We start from the raw sequence: 20,796 nt of genomic DNA, 5'->3' as shown, positions 1-20,796 counted from the left end.
AAACGGTGCCGATCATAGTGCCTTCGGCGTGCAGCTGGCGGCGATGCCAGCAGATTGCGCCTGCGCAATGTTCCGACAATGTTGCGCGCGCAGCATGCATCGCCATCCCTGCAACGCACTACTTCGATGACCTCACTGTCCCCCGCCCTGCTGCGCCCCCTGCTGTGCACCGTCGCTCTCTCCACGCCGCTGCTGGCCACCGCGCAGGAACAGGCTCCGGGGGTACAGGCCGGCATCACCTTCGGCGCGACCACTGGCGCCTACGCGCACTATGACGACAAGCCGCTGGTGCTGCCGGCGCTGTCCTGGCAGGGCAAGCGATTCTTTGCCAGCCCCGGTTCGCTTGGCATGAACCTCTACAAGGCCGACGGCCTGCGCCTGTCGGCGGTGGCGACGCCCTACACGTTGCGCTTCAAGACCGACGACGTGAACGATCCGCAGCTGCGCCGCCTGCACAGCCGGCAGATGTCGGCGATGGTTGGCATCAATGCCGACTACAGCGCCGACTGGGGCGCGGTGGCGGCCAGCGTGAAGCGCGAGGTGAGCGGACACGGCGGCGGCGTTGAATCCAGCCTGCATTACAGCTATCCGATCCAGGCCGGCCGCTTCACCTGGGTGCCGCGCGTGGGCGTGGTGCATTCCAGCGCCCGCCTGCTCGACTACTACTACGGCATCAGCGACGAGGAAGCACTGCGCTCCGGGCTGGCGGCCTACAAGCCCGGCAGTGCCACCTCGCCGAGCCTGCAGATCGCGGTCAGCACGCCCCTGGGTACGAAATGGCGCGCAACTGGCGTCGTCGCCAACCAGTGGTTCGGTGATGCCGTCGAAGACAGCCCGATGGCACGGCGCAGCAGCCAGACCTCCGCTTTCATCTCGCTGATGCGCGCGTTCTGACCGAACCTGCATCCGCCCCACGGACAACAAGGATCCCGCATGGCCGCTGTCACCCCCACCGCCGATGCCAACGCGATCCTGCGCGCGCCGGATCTGGACAGCGCCGAGCGCGCCTACCTGGGCCTGCTGCCGGACATGGATCATGTGGACGCGTTGACCCGACGTGCACTTGGCCTGTCACGCGCTGCCGATGCTGCGCGCGGATACGCACTGTCGATGACCCTGGTCGGCCTGCGCCTGCAGGAGCTGGAAATGGGCGAGCCGTGTGCGGCCGAATATCGCCAGGCGACGCTGCGCAGCCTGCGCCAGGCCTTCACTGCGGCCTGAGCGTCCCGTCAGCGGAAGGTCGTCCAGGCCAGCACCGCAGACAGCAGTGCGACCCAGATCACGGCCTTGAAGGTGCCTTCCAGCATGTTGCCGCCGAACAGCAGTTCGATGATCGGGTTAGGCCGGGAAACGGGAGCATGGTCACTCATGGTGGCGTCCTGAGGTTTGGGAACTGCGTCACCGATGATACAAAAGCTTGACATTCCTGTTGCTGTTTCCGGTATGGTCGATGCAACGCGGCGTTCAAGGATGATCGATGCTCAAGCGTGCACTGTTTCCCGTAGTCGCCCTGCTGCTGGCCGCACTGGTCATCATGCTCTCCTGGCAGAACCGCCAGTTGCGGCAGGTCAACGAACAGATGGCGGCGCAGCTGCAGCAGACGCAGCTGGACGCGCATGGTCTTGCCAACGGCACCCGGCCTGAACTATTGACCCTGCGGACGACGCAGCAGACCCATGTCGATATCGGTGGCGCGCGCGGCGTGCCGCAGATCCTCTACTTCTTCTCTACCGCCTGCCGTTACTGCCTGGCCTCGGTGCCACAACTGCAGCAGATCGCGGCTGCGCGAGGCAGTGCCGAGCTGGTGGGCGTGGGCCTGCCACCGTACGACCAGCTTGCCGACTACGCAGGCAAGCACGCGCTGGCGTTTCCGATCGCCGTCGACGATCAGGGCGAAGTCTCCAAGCGCTACCGCGCCACGCTGACACCGATGCTGATGGTGCTGGCCGCAGATGGCAGCATCGCCTACAAGCATGTCGGCCAGCTCGACACCGGGACGGTGCAGGCCGTCGCCAACGCAATGAATCCGGGAAGCCACACCAACTGAAGGAGATACACATGATCGGGAAGAAAACGCTGTTCTCGTCCGTCGCCGGTATCGTCATCGTTGCTGCAATGTCATTCGGGGCCGCACAGGCCTTCGCCACACCGGTGAAGACCGGCTTTGCACCGGGTTGCGTGGATACCCCCGGATGCATGTTCGGCGGCAATGGCCGCGCCGGCGGCACGCGCATCTGCTGCGTCGCCAACTGATCCCGCTTCGACACCGCCCCGCACGCGGTGACTTCATGTTCCATCGCCATTCCAAGGAGATACACATGATCGGAAAGAAGAAGCTGTTCTCGTCCATTGCCGGCATCGTTGTCGTGGCCGCCATGTCATTCGGTGCCGCGCAGGCCTTCGCCACTCCGGTGAAGACCGGCTTCGCGCCGGGCTGCAAGGAACATCCGAGCTGCCCCTATGGCAACGCAGGCTCCCACGGCCTGCTGGTCTGCTGCGACCCCATGTAACCCGCCTCGAAGCGCTGCAAAGGAGATACAGATGATCGGAAAGAAGAAGCTGTTCTCGTCCATTGCCGGCCTCGTCGTGGTGGCCGCCATGTCATTCGGTGCCGCGCAGGCCTTCGCCACTCCGGCCAAGGCCGGGTTCGCACCGGGCTGTGAATTCACCCCGGGCTGTCCGTATGGCGGCTCAGGGCATTGGTCCGGCCCTCGCCTGTGCTGCGATCCGCTCTGAGCCCGCCTGATGGTTCCAGCCACGTCGTGACCTGAGCCCAGGCTTCCCGGCCAACGGGGTCACTTACGGGCAAACGGGCCGGACTGCCTTCACGGGTGGCCCGGCCCTTTTTCATTATCGTGTTCTGCCGCCGCCCCGGCCGGGCACGGATTCATCCTTGCTGGCTCTGGTTGGCGCGCACTTTTGCGGTCTTCGTCGGATACCGGTTTCACAGCGCAGGCCGCAGTGCAACGCTGGGCTCCCTTCTCCGGAGCACCGTGCCATGCCGATGCTTGCCCTGCTGCTGTTGATGGCCGGTCTGTGCAACCGCGACGGCGGTACCGGAAGCGATTCGCTGCGGATGCAGATCCTGCAGGCCGATGCCCAACGTGCCGTCCGCGCGCCTGCCACGTACGGCCAGACGGACAGCCAGAGCGTGCAGATCCTGCGCCTGAGTGCGGATCGCGTACTGCAGGTGGCCCACGCTCGCGTGCACTTTGATGCCGACGGTATACAGCGCGGGCAATCGCACGCCCGGGGAATGCTGCAACTGTGGCAGCGCGTGAATGGTCATTGGCAGCTGCAGCGCAGCGCCAGTGTCGAGCAACGCGGTTGACGCTGGCAGCAGCCGGCCAGGCTGGAACGAGCGCGGATCGCAGGCACAAAAAAACCGGCCCAGAGCCGGCTTTCATCGTTTCCACCGCTGCTCCGGCCATGCCGGGAACCGGTGGTGGGCGGTACAGGGTTCGAACCTGTGACCCCTACCATGTCAAGGTAGTGCTCTACCGCTGAGCTAACCGCCCAAATATTCCGTGCAGCCCGCAGGCTGCTGCTTCTACGTAAAAACCCGGCGCCAGGGCCGGGCTTTTCATGCTCACGACAGCCCCCTGGGGGACTTCGTGGTGGGCGGTACAGGGTTCGAACCTGTGACCCCTACCATGTCAAGGTAGTGCTCTACCGCTGAGCTAACCGCCCGTTTGTTGCTTCTGCAGCGCCGCGATTGCGTCGGTGCAGGCCGCGTATATTACGGACGACGACCGGCAAGCGCAATACTTTTGTGAAGAAAAGCCGCATTACCGCGTTCAGCCCAGGCTGGCTTCCTTCAGCTGCCTGATCTGGTCGCGCACCCGGGCGGCATCCTCGAATTCCAGGTCCTTGGCATGCTGGTACATCCGCTGCTCCAGGGCCTTGAGGCGAGCGGCCAGCTGCGCCGGACTGAGCGAACGGTAGTCGATCGTGTCCTCTGCCACCCCGGAACGGCCTTTGCCCTTGCCCTTGCGGGACTCCTTCTCGGCGGCGTCCGAGCGTGCGCCCTCCAGCACGTCGACGATCGGCCGCGCCACGGAGCGCGGAGTGATGCCGTGCTCCAGGTTGTACTCGACCTGCTTGGTGCGGCGGCGGTCGGTCTCATCGATCGCTGCCTGCATCGAACGGGTGATCTTGTCCGCGTACAGGATGGCCTTGCCACGCACGTTGCGCGCCGCACGGCCGATGGTCTGGATCAACGAGCCGGTCGAGCGCAGGAAGCCCTCCTTGTCCGCATCCAGGATCGCCACCAGCGAGACCTCGGGCATGTCCAGCCCCTCGCGCAGCAGGTTGATGCCGACCAGCACATCGAACTTGCCCAGACGCAGGTCACGGATGATCTCCACGCGTTCAACGGTATCGATGTCCGAGTGCAGGTAGCGCACGCGGATGCCGTGCTCGGTCAGGTACTCGGTGAGGTTTTCGGCCATGCGCTTGGTCAGGGTGGTGACCAGCACGCGGTCACCGGCCTTGATCCGCTCGTTGGCCTCGCTCATCAGGTCATCGACCTGGGTGCCGACCGGGCGGATCTCCACCACGGGGTCGATCAGCCCGGTCGGGCGCACGACCAGCTCGGCCATGTCCTCTCCGGCCTCGCGGAATTCATACGGACCCGGTGTCGCCGACACATAGATGCTGCGCGGGCAGCGCGCCTCCCACTCCTCGAAGCGCAGCGGACGGTTGTCCAGCGCTGACGGCAGGCGGAAGCCGAACTCGACCAGGGTTTCCTTGCGCGACCGGTCACCCTTGAACATGGCACCGATCTGCGGAATGGTCACGTGCGATTCGTCGATCACCAGCAGCGCATCAGCCGGCAGGTAATCGAACAGGGTCGGCGGCGGCTCGCCCGCGTTCTTGCCGGTCAAATGCCGCGAGTAGTTCTCGATGCCGTTGCAGAAACCGACTTCGGCCATCATTTCGAGGTCGAACTGGGTGCGCTGGGCCAGGCGCTGCGCCTCGACCAGCTTGTTCTGCGCGTACAGCTGCTCCAACCGCTCCTTCAGCTCGACCTTGATGGTTTCCACCGCCGCCAGCACCCGTTCACGCGTAGTCGCGTAGTGGGTCTTCGGATACACGGTGAAGCGCATGAGGTTGCGCATGGTCTCGCCGGTGAGCGGATCGAACATCGTGATCTTTTCCACCTCGCCATCGAACAGTTCGATGCGCAGGGCCTCACTGTCCGACTCCGCCGGGAACACGTCGATCACTTCACCGCGCACGCGGAAGGTACCGCGCTGCAGCTCGTATTCGTTGCGCGTGTACTGCAGCTGGGTCAGGTGATTGATCAGGTCGCGCTGGTCGATGCGCTCGCCCTTGGACAGGATCAGGCGCAGCGACAGGTAGTCTTCCGGCGCACCCAGGCCGTAGATGGCCGACACGGTCGCCACCACGATCGCATCCGGCCGTGACAGCAGGGTCTTGGTCGCCGCCAGCCGCATCTGTTCGATGTGCTCGTTGATCGAACTGTCCTTCTCGATGAAGGTGTCCGACGACGGCACGTAGGCTTCCGGCTGGTAGTAATCGTAATAGCTGACGAAGTACTCCACCGCGTTGTGCGGGAAGAACGCCTTGAACTCACCGTACAGCTGCGCTGCCAGGGTCTTGTTCGGCGCCATGATCAGCGTCGGCTTCTGCACCTGCTGGATGACGTTGGCGATGGTGTAGGTCTTGCCCGAGCCGGTGACGCCCAGCAGGGTCTGCTTGGCGACGCCGGCCTCGAAATTGCTGGTCAGCTTGGCGATGGCATCGGGCTGGTCTCCCGCCGGCGAATACGGCGAGACAAGTTGAAAACTGTCGCTCATGGTGTTGCCAGGTCTCGGGGAAGGTAAGTATAGGGGGCGTCCGGTGACGGTCGGCTGAGGGGAAGCCCCCCTCAAAGGTGGGGGTCAGGCTGATGGTTGCAACTGGGTATCAAGGCGCAGGTTGGGACCTCCCCCACTGGAGCGCATCCCATGCCTTTCCCGCCCCCCTGCCACAGGCATCTTCCGGGCCTCACCCTTGTCGAGCTCGCCGCCGCCGTGGCGTTGCTGGCAATACTCGTCGCCGTGGCATTGCCTGCGCTGGTACAGCCTTTGGAACGCAGCCGAGCGGACACCACCCGCATGCGGCTGGTATCGGTGTTCAACACCGCCCGCGCCATGGCCATCACCCATCGCCGCGCGGTCACCGTATGTCCAAGCATCGATGGAACCGGCTGTGATGCCGACTGGGCCCGCGGCTGGTTGATCCAGGCGGACCGATCACCCAACGCGGCCGAAGAGGCAAGCCCGCGTCAGTTCATGGGCGGAACGAGATCTCCGCGGATACGCGTCGACAGCACTGAAGGCCGCAAGTACCTGCGATTCCAAGGCGACGGGCGTAGTGGCGGCAACACACTGACGGTAAGCATCTGCGTGGGAGCGGAGCTGCACAGCGCGGTGATCGTCAACAACGTCGGCCGTACCCGCTCGGCCCGCCAACGAAACCGGGCCCCTTGCCCATTCTGAGCTGAGGCGGCGCTGACGCAGAAAAGCAGAAGCCGCGATTTCTCGCGGCTTCTGCAGGATCTGGCGCCCGAAGTTGGACTCGAACCAACGACCCCCTGATTAACAGTCAAGTGCTCTAACCGGCTGAGCTATTCGGGCGGGGAGGCGCATTCTAGATGCTCATCCGCGACGATGCAAGCCTCCGTTGAAACCACTCACCAGCAGGTCAGGCTACCGGAGTTGGCCGGGGTCTTCACGCCCGCCTGGTTGAGGGTCAGCGTGCCGCACTTGTCCTTGGCCTGGTTGCCCTGCGGCACTGCCGTAATGGTGTAGGCCGTGGCGGTCGGCACGATGGTTACCGCATACATCGTGGCCCCACCCTCACGGGGCGAATTTATCTTGGTGCTGTTGGTTTCACTGAAGGTGAACGAGGCGTAGCTGTTGTTCAGCGTGTGGTGACGCTCGGCGCGCTGCGCATACTCCACCATTTCCGCCTTTGCTGCTGCACGGCGCGACTTGCGCACGTGCTCGGAGTAGTTGGGATAGGCCACAGCGGCCAGGATACCGACGACGATGACCACGATCATCAGTTCGATCAGCGTGAAGCCTTGGGCAGCCGAGCGCAGCGAGCGAGGGGAAAAAGAGGGCTTGCTCACTGGATCTGTCTCCACGATTGGCGGCCGCACGGATAGGGAACGTAGAGCGTTTCATCGCCCTTGTTGATTGGCTGCACGCAGGCCGGGGTTGGCGGCGCGGGTGGATTTTCTCCCCCCGGCGTGCCCGGCACCATGTTCGGTGGCGTGTCACGCGACAACGCACCGGCCTTGATGTCACGCACCACACCGCCGCTGGCGCCGGTCGAATTGATTTTCAGCGCCGCCGTACCGGATGCCACCTGCACACCATCGGGTGAATTGATCGTCGCACGGCCCAGCGCACCGCTGCCGGTCAATGCCTGCAGGCCGAACAACCAGTTGTTGCCCGATGAAGCGCAGCCTGTGCTTCCCACCATCGGCACATAGGTCGGCATGTAGACGATGCCATTGGAGAGGGTCGGGTTGCCGACGAAGCGTTCGCCGGCCGGCAGGTCGATGTACCAGCCGCGCGCATTGCTGGGTGGAGCCCCCTGCGACAGCATGCGCTGATCACCGGTGGTACTGACCGCACCTGATGTCAGGCTGGCGCGGGTCAGCGTACCGGTGACCGGACCGTTCACCGTGTCATTGACTGCATACAGGCTCTGCAAGGAAGTATCGGTCGGATCACCGACGAAGGAGAAGCTGCCACTGCCGAAGTACAGCATCACGCCGCCGGTGGCACCATTGCCTGCGGTGATGCCACCGGTGATCGGCTGGCGCAGGGTGCGACCACCTTCGGTGTAGGAGCGCGTAGTGAACAGCGGCGTGGTCAGGCTGCTGGAGGTATCGCGCAGATCGAACTTCCAGACTGCGCCCTTCTGGTCGGTGCCGTAGACGGTATCGGAATAACCATCACGACGACGTTCGTTCTGCTTGCTGCCGCCCCAGCGGTCAACCACCACGATACTGCCCAGCCCATTGTTGCCCGCCGGGGCCGCCGCTTCCACCGCTTCGATCATGGTCACCCGCGGCGTACCGGTGCCGATGTCGACCATGAACAGCACCGCCTTCTGGTTGGCACTGTTGAAGCCATTGCCGAAGATCGCCTTCCACACCGGCGCGCCGTTCTCCAGCACCGGCACGATGACCGGCTTGCCCAGCACGTGACCGATGTTCTTGCGCACAGCTTCCGGCAGGCTGTTGTCCAGATCACTGATTTCCCACAACTTGCTGCCGGCACCAAAAGTGGTTCCCGCCGTCACGTCGAGCGCGAAAACGCTGCGTCCACCTGCGCCGGCTGCGCCGACCAGGGTGGTATGCCAGTTGCGGCCGTAGTAGCTGTCGCCCACCGCGATCTGGCCATCGACGTAGTAGCGATGGTCGAATTTCTGATCGTTCAGATCGGTCGAGTTGTAGGGGAACAGCAGGTTGCCCATGTGCCCCAACGCGGTGGCCGGGATATAAGCGAAGTCCTCACTACCACCACCGCCTAGCACCTCGCCTTTGGCGTTGATGCCACCATTGAAAGCATGCAGCATGCCATCGTTGGCACCCACGTAGACCATGTACTTGGCCGACTTGGCCTTGCCATCCAGATACAGGCCGTAGCTGCTACCCAGGTCGCCGCTGAAGCGCCGGTAGCCGTAGTCGTCGATCGGCGCGCTGACCACCGGGCTGGAGGTCACGATGTCACCCAGCCGCGTGGTGCGATCGCGCAGTGCGCCACCGCTGCGCTTTTCGCCGCTGGTGTCGCCCAGCAGATAGTTCACCGCCGAAGCGGCGTTGGCACCCAGCTTCTCCAGCTCGGCCTTGTTGCAACGGGACATACCCGGATACAGCGTGGCGGGCTTGGTGCACAGGTCGTCCAGAGTGACGTTCGCACCGCTGAACTTGCTCGTAGCGCCGTTCTTGGTGAAATACACAGAGCGCGACGTGGGCGCCGGCAGCTGTGCGCTGGCCTCCCATATCGGCGTGGAGATCACGGCGCGCGTCTTCTGGTCGACCGACAGCGTGCTGGCCGTCAGGCGGCTGAACCAGTCGGTACCTTCATTGGCGATCTCATAGCTGGGAGCCACCGAGATCGAGCCGGCACCAATGCGCGCACCACTGGAGCCCACGCCGCCGGACGGCGAGGCACCGCTGGTCACCGCTGACAGGACACGACGCATCGCGGTGGTGATTTCCTCCGGCGTCCGCGCATTGATGTACTCGCCACGGGTATTGACCGCGGCGTGCCAGATATCATCGACGGTGCTGCGGTCATCGTCCTGACGGGCCGGCCAGTTGTTGTACACGGAGGCGTCGGTGTAGGCGTCCTGTTTCAGGTCGGGATTGAACAGGTTGCCACGCGCGCCGAGGGTAACCCCGTAGAAATTCAGGTGCAGATTGGTCTGGCAGTCCAGTCGCTTGTCCGGGTTGCCGGCCTTGCACGCATTTACCACCGGCACCTGGCCCGCCAGCAGGTCCGCGCGCAACGGCGGTTGACCAGATCGGTCGTTGTAATACTGGCTGACAATGTCGGCCATGGTGTTGAAGTTGCCATCACTGAACGGAGTGCCCATGGCGCCATCGGCGTTGCCGGCGGTGCTGGGTCCGCCCTGGTTGCTGAAGCCGTCGGTGAACAGCATCACAGCGTTCTTCTGGCAGGCCAGCTGAACCGGCGCAGCCGAATCGATGCGGGTGAACTGCAGGGCCGCCGCATCGACGGCGAAACGGTTGGGCGTACCACCACTGGCGGTAAGCGCGATCATATCCGTGTACAGCGCCGCTTTGTCGTTGGGCACCGCCATGTCACGCATGGCTAGGCGCTTGTTGTTGTCGGTGCCACTGTTGTAACTGCTGTACTGATTGATACGGAAGTAACCCACGCGGAGATTATTGACGTCGGCCAAGGAGCGCGTCATGCCAGCGATCATCGCGCGGTTGCGGTTTCCATAGTACGAGTACCAGTTCGCAAAATTCTGCAGTGCTGCGGTGTTGCCCGGCTTGATCGTGTATTTCCACAGCGCGCAGCCGCTGCCGCAAGCGTTGTTCACCTTTGTGCGATCAACCCCTGAGTACGCATTGGCCGCGCCGTCCAGCTGCGGATAGGGATCGCTGTCGGAAGTCCAGGGGGTGAAGAACGTAGCAGGCCAATACTGCATGTAGACCGTTGCCGCACCATTGTTCCAGGTGTAATCGTAGTTGAGGTTGTAGTTGCTGTTGCCATAGCGGAACGGCGTATTGGCGGGAATCACCATGCCGTTCTGCATTCGGAAACTGTTACTGGCGGCCGTAGTGTAGTAGTTACCCGCCAGTGCCACGGTGTCGGTATTGCGGGGATCGATTTTCGTCGCATCCAATGCTGCGTTCGGGTACGGTGCGCCGGTACCATCAACCCATGGCCCGTAGTTCACCGCGGGATTGAAATAGGTCGGGTTGTACGAAGAAGAGCGCGCAAAACCCAGCGAATCAAGCGGCGGGATACCGTAGTAGTTGTTGATCCTGGCGCCCGGCAGGACATAGAAATAATCGCAGCTGCCAGAGGTGTTGATGTTGCCGTTGCGGTCGAAGAAGCTCTGCCGGTTGCTGTCCCAGCAACCTTCGCCGTCCTGGCCCGGGAACTGGGTCTGGAAGGTCATCGAGCCGGAATCGTCCACCGCCATGATGAAAGCCGGTGGCGTCTGCACCTGGTTGTTGAGCGGCGCCTGGGCCAGCACGCCCTGTGCCTGCGCGGCAGTCAGGTTGTAGGCGACCACCGCCAGACCGGCGACCACGACCGCCGATCCGGCAGCCATCCATTGGGTTCTACGCGTAGCCATCGCCGCGTCCTCAGAGCTTGAAAATGGTATCGACCACCGACGACGAGGTCGGGTTGGCCGGATCGTCGGCGGCGAAGGCCGTGATCTGGTAGGTGCCGGTCGCCTGATCGTCCGGTAGTCCTTCGTCGATGGCATTTCCACCGGGGCCACCACACTTGTCGATGCGACGCACGTTGACGCTGGGCACCGAGGCAACCGTCTGCTTCTGCGCCCAAGCGATCGCGTCGAACTGATCTTCACAGTCGTAGCTGATCGAGCTCGAGCTGATGAGGCTGCCCGACGGCAGGTCCTTGCGGTCGAGGATCGCTTCGGCTGCGCGCTCGGCGTTGCGGACCACCGCCTCGGAGTTCTGGAAGGATCGGTTGGCGGCGCGATAGTTGGAGGCCATCTTTTCCTGCATGCCCGCCACCTGCATGCCGGCGATGCCGATCAGAGCAAGCAGCAGGAGCATGATCAGTGCCACGTACAGCACCACGCCACGCTGCTGCTGCGGCAACTGTGGCGGGCGGCGGCCTGGGCGACGCACGGTCGGGATAGGGCGCATGGTCAGTTTCCGAACAGTCGATTGCGCAAGGCGATGCTCACTTCATAGGAAGTGCGGTAGCGCCCATCGGTGACACCATCCTGGTCGTAGGTCATCCCCAGCACACCCAGCTTGGCGGCGGCGTCCTTCGGCTTGGACGCCGATGCCGAAGACGGGCTTCGGGCGATCAGCCCTACCTGTACCTGGCCAACCCGTCGCCATTGATTGGCACCGGTCGCGTTGGCCTGAGTGGTAACTGCCGAGGCCGTATTGAGGGTGGTGATGTTGCCCACCGGCGGCGTCGAGGTGGAGATGTTGGTGGTGGTATCCAGGCCGAACAGTACCTGCATGTTCTCGATGCCTTCCACCAGCTCTTCGTTGATGGCGTAGGCGCCGGCCGAATTGGCCCGTGCACGGCGCAGACCGGGACCGCTGGCGCCATTGCCGATGTAGTAGACCAACGATTCAGCGCGATAGACCACCGTAGGCTCCGGCTGCGGCGCATAGCGCGACAGATCCACGCCGGACGCGGTGATGGTACCGGCGCTGGTGGTGCCGCCGAAGAAGTCAACCGACTCGCAGTTGGCCACGCCGAACAGCGTCGGTGACGCCACGCCGCCGCCGGTAAGGCGCTGCCAACGGGTCGCGTCCACAGTCAGTTTCGAGCCGGCCACGCCGAGTACCGGCACGCCTTCCGGGGCGAGAAAACGCAGCACCAGGATGTCGCTGCCTGGCATCGGTGCCGGATTGAGGCTGGCGATCGCCCCTGGCAGCCCAGTGGGCACGCTGCCCTTGCCCACCGCCAGCGTCGCCGTCGGCCCGGTATTGGGTGCTTCGTACCCCTGCACCGCCACACTGAAGTCCAACGGACTGCCGCTGCCGGTGGCGGCGCCGAGGTTGTAGTGCGGCTCCCCCAGCCCCAGCGTCATGTGCGCCTGGTCGTTGACGCAGCCGGTGTGGCCCGCCATGCGGATGTCCCGCTCGAGGAAGTCGAGTGCGAAGCGACCATTCTCCTGCGCGCGCGCCACGCCTTCGGACAGCCGCGACGCGGCCTGCGAGGCAATGAAGATCTGGATGACGCCCAGCATCAGCAACAGGCCGATGACCATGGACACCATCAACTCGATCAGCGACAGGCCGGCCTGCCGGAACCGTGGGGACTGCGGAAGGGTCATAGCTGTGTCTGCAGGGCGAAGGTGGTCGGCGTATCCGGGCTCTTGGCGTTCCAGCGCTCATCGGCCCAGGTGATCGCCACGGTGGCCACACCGTTGTTGACGGTGACCGTAGCGGCGGCGTTGTCGCCCAGCGCCTTGACCACCTTGCACTGCCAGGCGGCCACGTTCTGCGCGATGGTGACCGCAGCGACCGGCCGGGCGCAGACGCCGGTGGCACTCCTGCTGCCCGCGGAGAAGGTTGCAGTGGAGTACCACGCGGCCTGGTAGCGGTTGCTGCGCATCTGCTCGGTCAGGTCGTACGCCAGGTTGGTCGCTTGGGTGCGGTAGTTGGAGCTCTGCACGTAGCGCACGTTCATGGTCTGCAGCAGGGCGAAGCCCAACAGACCGAAGGCCAGCACGACCATCGCGATCAGCACTTCCAGCAGGCTGAAGCCACCATGGTGGCGCCGGGCATTGAACGGAGAGCGGTTCTTCATGGGCAGGGTCCCTTGCTGCTGCTGGCCTGGCCGGAGGCGTTGATGGTGACCGTGCTCATCAATGGGTCCTTGCCGCATTTCTCCGGCCGCAGGGTGATGGCCTGGTCTCCGGCGGCGCGGCGGCGGCCACGGGCGTCGAAGGCGATCAATGCCTGTGGGCCGGTCGCGACCATGCCGGGGCTGACCTGGGTGAAGCGCAGGACGGTCTCACCCGTGTCGAACTGGCCGTTACCCGAGGTCGCACTGTTGCTGGAAGCGTCACTGAAAGCCAGCATGCCAGCCGACCAGTTGCCATCGCAGCTGGTTCCGTTGCTGCTGCCACAGACACCACCGCCCTGGTTGTTGCGCACCGCGTCGCTTCGCGCCAGGTTGACCAGTCCGATCAGTTCGTTGTGACCAGCGGCGACCCGGTTGGAACGGATCAGGCCCTGGAAGGCAGGAAATGCCGTGGTCACCAGAATTGCCAGCACGGCAATGGTGACTACCAACTCGACCAGCGTGAAGCCATTGGACCGGCGCAAAGACATTGGACGCTCCCCAGCGTGTTGGTGGCCACGATGGCGCACCGGCCTGCCGCCGGCAAGCGGCGGCAGGATGAACGGTCAGATCCGGGCGACGGGCGTCAAAGCCTTGACATCCCGCCCTCCCCCACCGGTCCGGCGCGGTCCCCGCCGCGCCGTCCAGCCACCCTCGCCTCGCTTACGCCAGCACCTGGTAGCAGGGCTGGTATTCGCCGGAGATCTTCATCCGGCGCTGCTCGACGAAGGCACGCAGCAGCGCGTCCAGGGCCTGCATCATGTCGGGGTCGCCATGGATCTGGAACGGCCCGAACTCCTCGATGCGGCGCATGCCGTCTTCCTTCACGTTGCCGGCGACGATGCCCGAGAAGGCCCGGCGCAGGTCGGCTGCCAGCGCATGCGGCGCACGCCCGTGGTGCAGGTCCAGCGCCGCCATCGCCTCGTGGGTCGGCACGAACGGCTGCTGGTATTCCCACGGAATCTCGATGGACCAGTTGAAGAAGAACGAATCCTTCTGCGCCAGGCGATGCTCACGCACGCGCTTGATGCCGGCCGACATCTTCTTGGCCACCGCCACCGGGTCGCCGATGACGATTTCGTAGCGCTCGGCCGCGGCGTCGCCCAGGGTCAGGCGGATGAAACGGTCGATCTGCTCGAAGTACGGCGCAGCGACGGTCGGGCCGGTCAGGATCAGCGGGAACGGCAGGTCCTTGTTCTCCTCGCGCAGCAGGATGCCGAGCAGGTACAGGATCTCTTCGGCGGTACCCACGCCACCGGCGAACACGATGATGCCGTGGCCGATGCGGACGAAGGCCTCAAGGCGCTTCTCGATGTCCGGCATGATCACCAGGTGGTTGACGATCGGGTTCGGCGACTCGGCGGCGATGATGCCCGGCTCGGTCAGGCCGATGTAGCGCGTCACGGTCCGGCGCTGCTTGGCGTGGGCGATGGTGGCGCCCTTCATCGGGCCCTTCATCGCGCCCGGGCCGCAGCCGGTACAGATGTCCAGGCCGCGCAGGCCCAGCTCGTAACCGACCTGCTTGGTATACAGGTACTCGTCGCGCGAAATCGAGTGGCCGCCCCAGCAGACCACCAGGTTCGGGTCACCCGGGTTGAGGATGCGTGCGTTGCGCAGCAGCCCGAACACCGCATTGGTGATGCCCTCGGACGACTCCAGCTCGGCCGCGTAGGCCGGGCCCATCTCGATGGCCATGTACGCCAGGTCACGGACCACCGCGAACAGCAGCTCGGCCACGCCGCGGATGATCTCGCCATCGACGAACGCCATCGCCGGCGCATTGGCCAGGTCGATGCGCACGCCGCGATCCTGCTGTGCGACCTGGATGTCAAAATCGGGGTAAAGATCGCGCGCGGCGCGCGGATCATCGGAGGCACTGCCACTGGTCAGCACGGCCAGCGCGCAGCGGCGCAGCAGCTCGTGCATGCCACCACTGGAGGCGTCGCGCAGGCGCGCAACCTCGGCCCGCGACAGCACATCCAGGCCACCACGCGGGTAGATCCGCGCGTCCTGCACCGGCAGCGTCCGCGCTGCCTTTTCATTCGTTGTCATATCCACTTTTCTGCTTCCTTTAAGGTGTCCGACTGTACTGCCGCCCCCTTAAAAAGCAAAACGGCCGGGAAGCCCGACCGTTGGATAGGTGCGTCCCGCGTTCGCCGCTCCGGGACCGCTTCGGCGGCATCTGCGCCGCGCACGTGTCTGGATGCTACGCCGATGCACAACCTCCCGCAAGGACTTTCGCCTGAACGGAAAACGGCCGGGTTTCCCCGGCCGTCTCCCTTTACTGCATCAGGCTCTGACGGATCAGAACTTGTACTTCAGGGTCAGCTGCATCGACCAGCGCGACACACCGGTGTTGCCCTTGTCGTTGTTGTTTTCCTGGATGGTCGGGGTATCGGTGGCGCCGGTGAAGTTGTAGATGTACTTGCCGGTTGCCGGATCGATACCCGCGTAGCTGGCCACGCGGGAGGTGGAGTTGAAACCGTAATCTTCAATACGGCCCCACTTCTTGTTGAGCAGGTTGCCGACATTCATGATGTCCAGCGCCAGCTCACCCTTGTGCTCCTTCACGAAGCCCGGGAATTCCTGGGCGATGTGCAGGTCGAAGCTGTTGACCCACTTGGTACGGAAGGCGTTTGCCGGAGCAATCTCGCCGCGGTACTTCTCCAGCTGCGGGTTGGCGGCAAGCCAGTCGAAGAAGGCCTTCTCCATCGCCGCACCGCCGGTGAACTTGACGTCGCCCGGGCCATTCGGCACGTAGAACAGGTCGTTGAAGTAACCGGCGCCAGTGGTGGCGGCGGCATCGCCGTTCATGTCGTTGTAGTAGATGTAGCTGAACGGACGACCCGAACGACCTTCGTAGAACAGGCCCACGGTGGTGTTGTAGTTGCCGAAGAACGCCTTCTTCCAGTTGATCGAACCGGTCACGCGGTCCTTGATCGCGTAGCGCGAATCATAGGCCACGTTCTCGTTGGCGGTACCGATCAGGGTGCTGCCCCAGTTGGAGGTGTTCTGCGAGCTGGTCAGCGGGCTGACTTCCTTCGCGGCGGTGTAGGTGTAGGCCAGCGACCAGCCCCAGTTCTCGGTCAGCGGCTTGTTCAGACCGGCGGTGAACTGGCGGCTGCTGCCCTTGTCGGTGTTCTTCATGAGCAGCACGTCGCCCATGTCAGAGGGACGATTGAACTTGCCGCCCGCACCGTTGCTGCCTTCACGGATGGAGCAGTTGGCGCCGGCGCACGGCGTGTAGCCCGCCGGATTCCAGTACAGCTCGCGACCATCCTGGCCGATGCGGGTCGCTGCAACGCCCGAAGCGTTGTACAGGTCCAGGCGCTCGAAGTAGATCGCGCTCTTGACCTTGGTGTACAGGAACTCAGCCGACGCAACGATGCCATACCACGGCAGCTCGTGATCGAAGGCGATGTTGGACTTCCACACCGACGGCAGCTTCAGGTCAGGCGCAGCGATGTCCACGTTCTGACGAGCACCGGCACCCGCAGCCGGGATGTACGGCGGATTGGTGTTCGGGGTGAAAATGCCGGTCTGGTTACGAACGGTGTACTCGGTGTAGTTCAGGCCGGTGTTCTGGTAGGCACCTGCCAGCCACACGTTCGGAGCAGCGCCCCCGAACAGGCCCACACCACCGCGCAGCTGGGTCGGACGATCGCTGTCGAAGGTGTAGTTGAAGCCGAAGCGCGGCTGCACCAGCTTGCTGTCAGGCAGCTGGGTGTTGTCGTAGCCGTACAGTTCCATGATGCGCGGGTTGTACAGCTTCTGCGTGCCGAAGTCCGGCATGTCGACGCGGACGCCGGCCTGCACGGTCAGGTTGCTGTTGATGGCCCAGCTGTCCTGGATGAACAGGCCGGTGTTCTTCAGCGTGTACTTGGCCGGGATGTCGTCGTAGCTGCCGCCGGCGCGCGGCGCACGCACAACGTACTGGTTGACGCGACCTGCAGCGAAATCGCTGAGGTTGTTGAACACATACGCGCCGTTGACGTTACGACCGTAGTAGTTCAGCAGGTCGTTGTCGGAGTAGTCGAAGCCGAACTTGACGGTGTGGTCGCCGACGTACCAGGTGGCGGCACCGAAGGCGCTCAGCTCCTTGCTCTCGACCGCGTTGACGTGCGAGTTCTGCTCGGTACCGAAGTACAGCGAGTCATTGCCGCTGGCGCCAAAACCACGGATCTGGATCTGCGGCAGGCTCGACGGCGTGGTACGGACCGAGGTGTATTCCTTGTGCGAGATCTTGAACTCGGTCGAGAAATTCTCGGACCAGTCGCTGAACAGCTCGCCCATCCAGGATTCATAGGTCTTCGGCTGCTGGTACCAGAAGGTGCTCAGCGAAACCGCGCTGTTGCTGATCTGCGGGAAGCGGACAACATTTTGCTCGAGCTTGTTGTAACGCACCGCGGCACGGTGGTTCTCGTTGATGTTCCAGTCGATCTTCAGCGCGTACTCTTCGACCTCGGTCTTGTTGGCCGGGGCGTTGAGCGAACCTGCGTCGAAGCCGTAACCGGTCGCGATCTGCTGCGCGCGGGTGATGTCGGCATCGGTGATGGTGCCCTTGCCGTACGGCGAATCGGTCAGGCTGACGCCCGGGGCCGAACGCTCCATCTTTTCGTAGTTGGCGAAGAAGAACAGCTTGTCCTTGACGATCGGGCCGCCGAAGGTCATGCCGTAGGTCTTTTCGTCATCAAAACCGTTGAAGCGGACATCGTCCAGGTTCTTGCGGACCATGTCCTTGTCGCGGTACGCGTAATACACGGTGCCGCCGAAGTTGTTGGTACCCGACTTGGTCACCGCATTGATCACCGCGCCCGTACCGCCGGCAATGGTGGTGTCGTAGTTGGCGATGTCGATGTTGATTTCCTGGATCGCATCCATCGACACCGGCTGACGCTCGGTCGGCAGGTTGTTGGATTCCAGGCCGAACGGATCGCCGGCACCGATGCCGTCGATGCGGATCGCGTTGTAACGGGTGTTCTGGCCACCGACCGAGATCGCACCGTCGGCCTTGCTGACCTGCGAGATGCGCGGATCGAGGCGGATGTAATCCTGGATGTTGCGGTTCACCGACGGCAGCGACTCCAGCGTTTCGCGGTTGACGTTGGTGCCGGTGCCCATCTTGTAGGCGCTGAACAGGTCGCTGCCCACTGCGGCAGCCACGACCTGGACGGCATCCAGATTGGTGGCGGCGACATCGCCGGCCAGGTTGGCGTTGACCGTGTTGACCTGGTTCAGGTTGAGGTACACGCCCTCTTCGGTCTTGGTGCCCTCACCCGGCTTGGTGATGGTGATGGTGTACGGACCACCCACGCGCAGGCCGCGCGCGTTGTAACGACCCGACGCATCGGTGGTCGCACGCGAAACGGTGCCCGATTCGGTGTGGGTGATGGTGACTTCAGCACCAGCAACAGGCGCGCCCGCATTGGACACGACCTGGCCGCCGACACCGGCAGAGGTGCTCTGGGCGAAGGCGGGAGCGGCGGCGAGCGCAGCCACGAGACCAAGGGTGAGCTTGGACATCCGGAATGGGTGAGTCATTGTTCGGTAGCCTCGATGCGAGTTGGCGATGGCGGAAAAAAAGCGCATCCAAGCAGCCTTGCGGGCGGCTGTTCGGACATTTATCTGGGGTTCCCTACCGTGAACGGCAGCTGCCGCAACGGTTAACACTAGATTAACACGCTACGCTTTCAATGTGACGGTTGTGCGACAAACGGCACCAGATCGCAACGCTATCGTGACGGAATCTTCATTCCGCTTTACGAACGTCTTCACTCGTCGATGGCGGATTGCCCGCATCGAGCACCTGCCCGCGCCACGCAAGTCCGGCGGCGGACAACAGGGTCACGGCCGCTGCAGCGGCGGCCTCGGGGCCGCATGCGGCCGGGTCCTGGTCGATCGAATAGGCCCGCGCACGCAGGGCGGTACGCAAGGGGCCGGGATACAGGCCACTCACCCGCACCGGGCTGCGGGCCAGCTCGTCATGCAGGCTGCCGATCAGCCCGCGCAGGCCGTGCTGGGCGACACCGTAGCCGCCCCAGTACGCCTGCCCCACCCGCTCAGGGGCATCCACGGTGAATACCAGCGCCGCGTCTTCACGCTGGCGCAGCAACGGCAGGCAGGCCTGGGCCAGCCAGGCCGGAGCGGTCAGGGTGACGTGCACGGCGCGGGCGAAGCTGGCCGGGTCGGCCAGCTCGAACGGGGTCAGGCCGGGAAAGTGGGCCGCGCAGACCAGCAGGCCATCAAGGCGCCCCAGCTCCTGCGCCACCGCCTGGGCCAGTTCGGCATAGTCGTCGGGACCGGCACCTTCCAGGTCCAACGGGTACAACAGGGGCTCCGGCCCAACCGCCTGCACTTGGGCGTAGACCCGGTCCAGCCTTCGTGGCTTGCGCCCCAGCAGGACCACGGTCGCCCCCGCCTCAGCGGCAGCAACAGCGGCAGCGCTGCCGAGCCCGCCGCCCGCACCGGCAATGAGCACCACACGGTCCTGCAACGGGCGGCCATCAAGCGCCCCGTCTGCCGGTGACGTCGATGGCCAGGCGCTCATCCCTGCGCAGCCTCTTCGACGATGCGCTTGAGCTCGCCGGCTTCGAACAGTTCCATGACGATGTCACAGCCGCCGATCAACTCGCCGTTGATGAACAGCTGCGGGAAGGTGGGCAGATTGGAGAAGCGCGGCAGATTGGCGCGGATCTCCGGCTCTTCCAGCACATTGACCGTGCGCAGTGCGACGGCGCCTGCGGCCATCAGCGCCTGCACGGCGCGGCTGGAATAGCCGCACATGGGGTACTGCGGGGTGCCCTTCATGAACAGCACGAGCGGGTAACGATCCACCTCGGCCTGGATTTGCTGCATTACCGCCACACCTCACTCCTTGCTTCGCCGGACGAACCAACCGCGATGGTCGGCTAGACTGCCCACGGTAGCCGCCATTGTAAGCCGATGGTACCGGCTGCCGCCGCCCCCTGGCCACGAACCTGTCCATGCCCGTCGAACTGCCCGCCCTGCCCTACCTGCCCTCGTCCCTGCAGCCGCACCTGTCGGCACAGACCGTGGAACTGCATCACGGTCGCCACCATCGCGCCTACATCGAGGCGGTCAATGCCGCCATTGTCGGCACCGAATGGGAAGAAGCCACACTGGAGGACATTGTCCGCCACGCCCAGGGCGCGCTGTTCGATGCCGCCGCCCAGGCGTGGAACCACGGCTTCTACTGGCAGTGCCTGCGCCCGCGCGGCGGTGGCGAGCCGCAGGGCCGCCTGGGCGAACTGGTCAAGCGCCAGTTCGGCGACGGCCAGCGCCTGCGCGAAGAGTTCAATCGAACCGCGCTTGGCCTGTTCGGCTCCGGCTGGGTGTGGCTGGTGCAGCACCCCGGCGGGCAGCTCGGCCTGCAGGCCACCCGCAATGCGGGTACGCCGCTGACCGGCGACAGCACGCCGCTGCTCTGCTGCGATGTCTGGGAGCACGCGTACTACACCGACTACCAGAATGATCGTGCACGCTATCTGGAAGCATTCTGGCAACTGGTGAACTGGGAATTCGCCGAGAGCCAGCTGCGCTGAGACCGACGGGCATCCGTATCCGCCGGGCATGGCCCGGCGCTACCGGCATCACGCCTGGCCGTGGTGAATGCCCATCCTGGTCGGCCCCGCTCTGGTAGATGCCCACCTTGGTGGGCGTTGCTCTGGTAGATGCCCACCTTGCTGGGCGTCGCCGGCCAGCG

21 protein-coding genes and 3 tRNA genes are annotated in these 20,796 nt (G+C 64.3%); 9 read left to right on the top strand and 15 right to left on the bottom strand.

Annotation, left to right across the window (positions count from 1 at the left end):
- The first annotated feature begins 126 nt into the window (after positions 1–126).
- Entirely contained in the window at positions 127–894 is a 768-nt protein-coding gene (locus tag CLM74_RS07915; protein ID WP_025875227.1) for a MipA/OmpV family protein, read from the top strand.
- A gap of 39 nt (positions 895–933) precedes the next feature.
- Positions 934–1,221, top strand: a complete 288-nt coding sequence (locus tag CLM74_RS07910) for a hypothetical protein (RefSeq protein ID WP_025875229.1) — start codon at positions 934–936, stop codon at positions 1,219–1,221.
- 8 nt (positions 1,222–1,229) lie between these two features.
- On the opposite strand, the gene CLM74_RS21650 is transcribed toward CLM74_RS07910, so the two are convergent.
- Complete coding sequence (locus CLM74_RS21650; RefSeq protein WP_162887621.1) at positions 1,230–1,370, bottom strand: hypothetical protein; 141 nt, start codon at positions 1,368–1,370, stop codon at positions 1,230–1,232.
- A gap of 107 nt (positions 1,371–1,477) precedes the next feature.
- Here CLM74_RS21650 and CLM74_RS07905 point away from each other — a divergent pair, with 107 nt between their 5' ends.
- From CLM74_RS07905 to CLM74_RS07885, 5 genes are all read left to right on the top strand, one after another.
- Positions 1,478–2,047 carry a TlpA disulfide reductase family protein gene (locus CLM74_RS07905; RefSeq protein ID WP_105163806.1) on the top strand — a complete coding sequence of 190 codons (570 nt, stop codon included), beginning with the start codon at positions 1,478–1,480 and terminating at the stop codon, positions 2,045–2,047.
- An 11-nt stretch (positions 2,048–2,058) separates the two neighbouring features.
- Positions 2,059–2,253: a hypothetical protein gene (locus CLM74_RS07900; RefSeq protein ID WP_025875233.1), complete on the top strand. Its 195-nt coding sequence runs from the start codon at positions 2,059–2,061 to the stop codon at positions 2,251–2,253.
- Positions 2,254–2,318: 65 nt separating this feature from the next.
- On the top strand, positions 2,319–2,510 hold the full coding sequence (locus tag CLM74_RS07895) for a hypothetical protein (protein ID WP_032975717.1): 192 nt from the start codon (positions 2,319–2,321) through the stop codon (positions 2,508–2,510).
- Positions 2,511–2,541: 31 nt separating this feature from the next.
- Positions 2,542–2,736 (top strand): hypothetical protein, encoded by a 195-nt coding sequence (locus tag CLM74_RS07890; RefSeq protein ID WP_032975716.1) that lies wholly within the window; start codon positions 2,542–2,544, stop codon positions 2,734–2,736.
- 262 nt (positions 2,737–2,998) lie between these two features.
- On the top strand, positions 2,999–3,331 hold the full coding sequence (locus tag CLM74_RS07885) for a hypothetical protein (RefSeq protein ID WP_105163805.1): 333 nt from the start codon (positions 2,999–3,001) through the stop codon (positions 3,329–3,331).
- 112 nt (positions 3,332–3,443) lie between these two features.
- On the opposite strand, the gene CLM74_RS07880 is transcribed toward CLM74_RS07885, so the two are convergent.
- The 3 genes from CLM74_RS07880 to uvrB form a co-directional block, all read right to left on the bottom strand.
- Positions 3,444–3,518: transfer RNA gene (locus CLM74_RS07880), tRNA-Val, on the bottom strand.
- A 97-nt stretch (positions 3,519–3,615) separates the two neighbouring features.
- Positions 3,616–3,690, bottom strand: a tRNA-Val gene (locus tag CLM74_RS07875).
- Positions 3,691–3,797: 107 nt separating this feature from the next.
- A complete protein-coding gene (uvrB, locus tag CLM74_RS07870) occupies positions 3,798–5,822 on the bottom strand; it encodes an excinuclease ABC subunit UvrB (RefSeq protein ID WP_025875241.1) in 2,025 nt (674 codons plus the stop codon).
- Positions 5,823–5,972: 150 nt separating this feature from the next.
- Between uvrB and CLM74_RS07865 the strand changes: the two genes are divergently transcribed.
- Positions 5,973–6,506, top strand: a complete 534-nt coding sequence (locus CLM74_RS07865; RefSeq protein WP_105163804.1) for a GspH/FimT family protein — start codon at positions 5,973–5,975, stop codon at positions 6,504–6,506.
- Between the two features lie 61 nt (positions 6,507–6,567).
- Here the strand turns inward: CLM74_RS07865 and CLM74_RS07860 are convergent.
- From CLM74_RS07860 to grxD, 11 genes are all read right to left on the bottom strand, one after another.
- Positions 6,568–6,644 (bottom strand) — tRNA-Asn (locus CLM74_RS07860).
- 56 nt (positions 6,645–6,700) lie between these two features.
- On the bottom strand, positions 6,701–7,072 hold the full coding sequence (locus CLM74_RS07855; RefSeq protein ID WP_105164961.1) for a type IV pilin protein: 372 nt from the start codon (positions 7,070–7,072) through the stop codon (positions 6,701–6,703).
- A gap of 65 nt (positions 7,073–7,137) precedes the next feature.
- Complete coding sequence (locus tag CLM74_RS07850) at positions 7,138–10,863, bottom strand: PilC/PilY family type IV pilus protein (protein WP_105163803.1); 3,726 nt, start codon at positions 10,861–10,863, stop codon at positions 7,138–7,140.
- Between the two features lie 10 nt (positions 10,864–10,873).
- Positions 10,874–11,407 (bottom strand): PilX N-terminal domain-containing pilus assembly protein, encoded by a 534-nt coding sequence (locus CLM74_RS07845; protein ID WP_105163802.1) that lies wholly within the window; start codon positions 11,405–11,407, stop codon positions 10,874–10,876.
- A gap of 2 nt (positions 11,408–11,409) precedes the next feature.
- Positions 11,410–12,561, bottom strand: coding sequence for a PilW family protein (locus CLM74_RS07840; RefSeq protein ID WP_105163801.1), 1,152 nt, complete (start codon positions 12,559–12,561; stop codon positions 11,410–11,412).
- Complete coding sequence (pilV, locus tag CLM74_RS07835; RefSeq protein WP_105163800.1) at positions 12,558–13,037, bottom strand: type IV pilus modification protein PilV; 480 nt, start codon at positions 13,035–13,037, stop codon at positions 12,558–12,560. The genes CLM74_RS07840 and pilV overlap by 4 nt, the downstream gene beginning before the upstream one ends.
- Complete coding sequence (locus CLM74_RS07830) at positions 13,034–13,564, bottom strand: GspH/FimT family pseudopilin (RefSeq protein ID WP_105163799.1); 531 nt, start codon at positions 13,562–13,564, stop codon at positions 13,034–13,036. Before CLM74_RS07830 ends, pilV begins: the two co-directional genes overlap by 4 nt.
- 172 nt (positions 13,565–13,736) lie before the next feature.
- The gene (gene ppnN, locus CLM74_RS07825; protein WP_025875258.1) at positions 13,737–15,125 is read right to left on the bottom strand and encodes a nucleotide 5'-monophosphate nucleosidase PpnN; all 1,389 of its coding nucleotides are present in this window, start codon (positions 15,123–15,125) and stop codon (positions 13,737–13,739) included.
- A gap of 252 nt (positions 15,126–15,377) precedes the next feature.
- A complete protein-coding gene (locus CLM74_RS07820) occupies positions 15,378–18,614 on the bottom strand; it encodes a TonB-dependent receptor (protein ID WP_033830765.1) in 3,237 nt (1,078 codons plus the stop codon).
- 208 nt (positions 18,615–18,822) lie between these two features.
- On the bottom strand, positions 18,823–19,620 hold the full coding sequence (locus CLM74_RS07815; RefSeq protein WP_025875262.1) for an SDR family NAD(P)-dependent oxidoreductase: 798 nt from the start codon (positions 19,618–19,620) through the stop codon (positions 18,823–18,825).
- Positions 19,617–19,937, bottom strand: a complete 321-nt coding sequence (gene grxD / locus CLM74_RS07810; RefSeq protein ID WP_025875264.1) for a Grx4 family monothiol glutaredoxin — start codon at positions 19,935–19,937, stop codon at positions 19,617–19,619. The genes CLM74_RS07815 and grxD overlap by 4 nt, the downstream gene beginning before the upstream one ends.
- Positions 19,938–20,056: 119 nt before the next feature.
- Here grxD and CLM74_RS07805 point away from each other — a divergent pair, with 119 nt between their 5' ends.
- Positions 20,057–20,635, top strand: a complete 579-nt coding sequence (locus CLM74_RS07805) for a superoxide dismutase (RefSeq protein ID WP_032975704.1) — start codon at positions 20,057–20,059, stop codon at positions 20,633–20,635.
- Positions 20,636–20,796 lie beyond the last annotated feature (161 nt).

It is taken from the genome of Stenotrophomonas sp. MYb57 (assembly GCF_002966815.1).
Lineage (GTDB): Bacteria > Pseudomonadota > Gammaproteobacteria > Xanthomonadales > Xanthomonadaceae > Stenotrophomonas > Stenotrophomonas indicatrix.
Note: the sequence above shows the minus strand (reverse complement) of the source record. Positions and strands in the feature narration are given on the sequence as shown.

What these genes read in the sequence shown, in the direction of transcription:
- CLM74_RS07915 (WP_025875227.1), top strand. Translation starts at nt 127, where the DNA reads ATGACCTCACTGTCCCCCGCCCTGCTGCGCCCCCTGCTGTGCACCGTC.
- CLM74_RS07910 (WP_025875229.1), top strand. Translation starts at nt 934, where the DNA reads ATGGCCGCTGTCACCCCCACCGCCGATGCCAACGCGATCCTGCGCGCG.
- CLM74_RS21650 (WP_162887621.1), bottom strand. Translation starts at nt 1,370, where the DNA reads ATGAGTGACCATGCTCCCGTTTCCCGGCCTAACCCGATCATCGAACTG.
- CLM74_RS07905 (WP_105163806.1), top strand. Translation starts at nt 1,478, where the DNA reads ATGCTCAAGCGTGCACTGTTTCCCGTAGTCGCCCTGCTGCTGGCCGCA.
- CLM74_RS07900 (WP_025875233.1), top strand. Translation starts at nt 2,059, where the DNA reads ATGATCGGGAAGAAAACGCTGTTCTCGTCCGTCGCCGGTATCGTCATC.
- CLM74_RS07895 (WP_032975717.1), top strand. Translation starts at nt 2,319, where the DNA reads ATGATCGGAAAGAAGAAGCTGTTCTCGTCCATTGCCGGCATCGTTGTC.
- CLM74_RS07890 (WP_032975716.1), top strand. Translation starts at nt 2,542, where the DNA reads ATGATCGGAAAGAAGAAGCTGTTCTCGTCCATTGCCGGCCTCGTCGTG.
- CLM74_RS07885 (WP_105163805.1), top strand. Translation starts at nt 2,999, where the DNA reads ATGCCGATGCTTGCCCTGCTGCTGTTGATGGCCGGTCTGTGCAACCGC.
- uvrB (WP_025875241.1), bottom strand. Translation starts at nt 5,822, where the DNA reads ATGAGCGACAGTTTTCAACTTGTCTCGCCGTATTCGCCGGCGGGAGAC.
- CLM74_RS07865 (WP_105163804.1), top strand. Translation starts at nt 5,973, where the DNA reads ATGCCTTTCCCGCCCCCCTGCCACAGGCATCTTCCGGGCCTCACCCTT.
- CLM74_RS07855 (WP_105164961.1), bottom strand. Translation starts at nt 7,072, where the DNA reads ATGATCGTGGTCATCGTCGTCGGTATCCTGGCCGCTGTGGCCTATCCC.
- CLM74_RS07850 (WP_105163803.1), bottom strand. Translation starts at nt 10,863, where the DNA reads ATGGCTACGCGTAGAACCCAATGGATGGCTGCCGGATCGGCGGTCGTG.
- CLM74_RS07845 (WP_105163802.1), bottom strand. Translation starts at nt 11,407, where the DNA reads ATGCGCCCTATCCCGACCGTGCGTCGCCCAGGCCGCCGCCCGCCACAG.
- CLM74_RS07840 (WP_105163801.1), bottom strand. Translation starts at nt 12,561, where the DNA reads ATGACCCTTCCGCAGTCCCCACGGTTCCGGCAGGCCGGCCTGTCGCTG.
- pilV (WP_105163800.1), bottom strand. Translation starts at nt 13,037, where the DNA reads ATGAAGAACCGCTCTCCGTTCAATGCCCGGCGCCACCATGGTGGCTTC.
- CLM74_RS07830 (WP_105163799.1), bottom strand. Translation starts at nt 13,564, where the DNA reads ATGTCTTTGCGCCGGTCCAATGGCTTCACGCTGGTCGAGTTGGTAGTC.
- ppnN (WP_025875258.1), bottom strand. Translation starts at nt 15,125, where the DNA reads ATGACAACGAATGAAAAGGCAGCGCGGACGCTGCCGGTGCAGGACGCG.
- CLM74_RS07820 (WP_033830765.1), bottom strand. Translation starts at nt 18,614, where the DNA reads ATGACTCACCCATTCCGGATGTCCAAGCTCACCCTTGGTCTCGTGGCT.
- CLM74_RS07815 (WP_025875262.1), bottom strand. Translation starts at nt 19,620, where the DNA reads ATGAGCGCCTGGCCATCGACGTCACCGGCAGACGGGGCGCTTGATGGC.
- CLM74_RS07805 (WP_032975704.1), top strand. Translation starts at nt 20,057, where the DNA reads ATGCCCGTCGAACTGCCCGCCCTGCCCTACCTGCCCTCGTCCCTGCAG.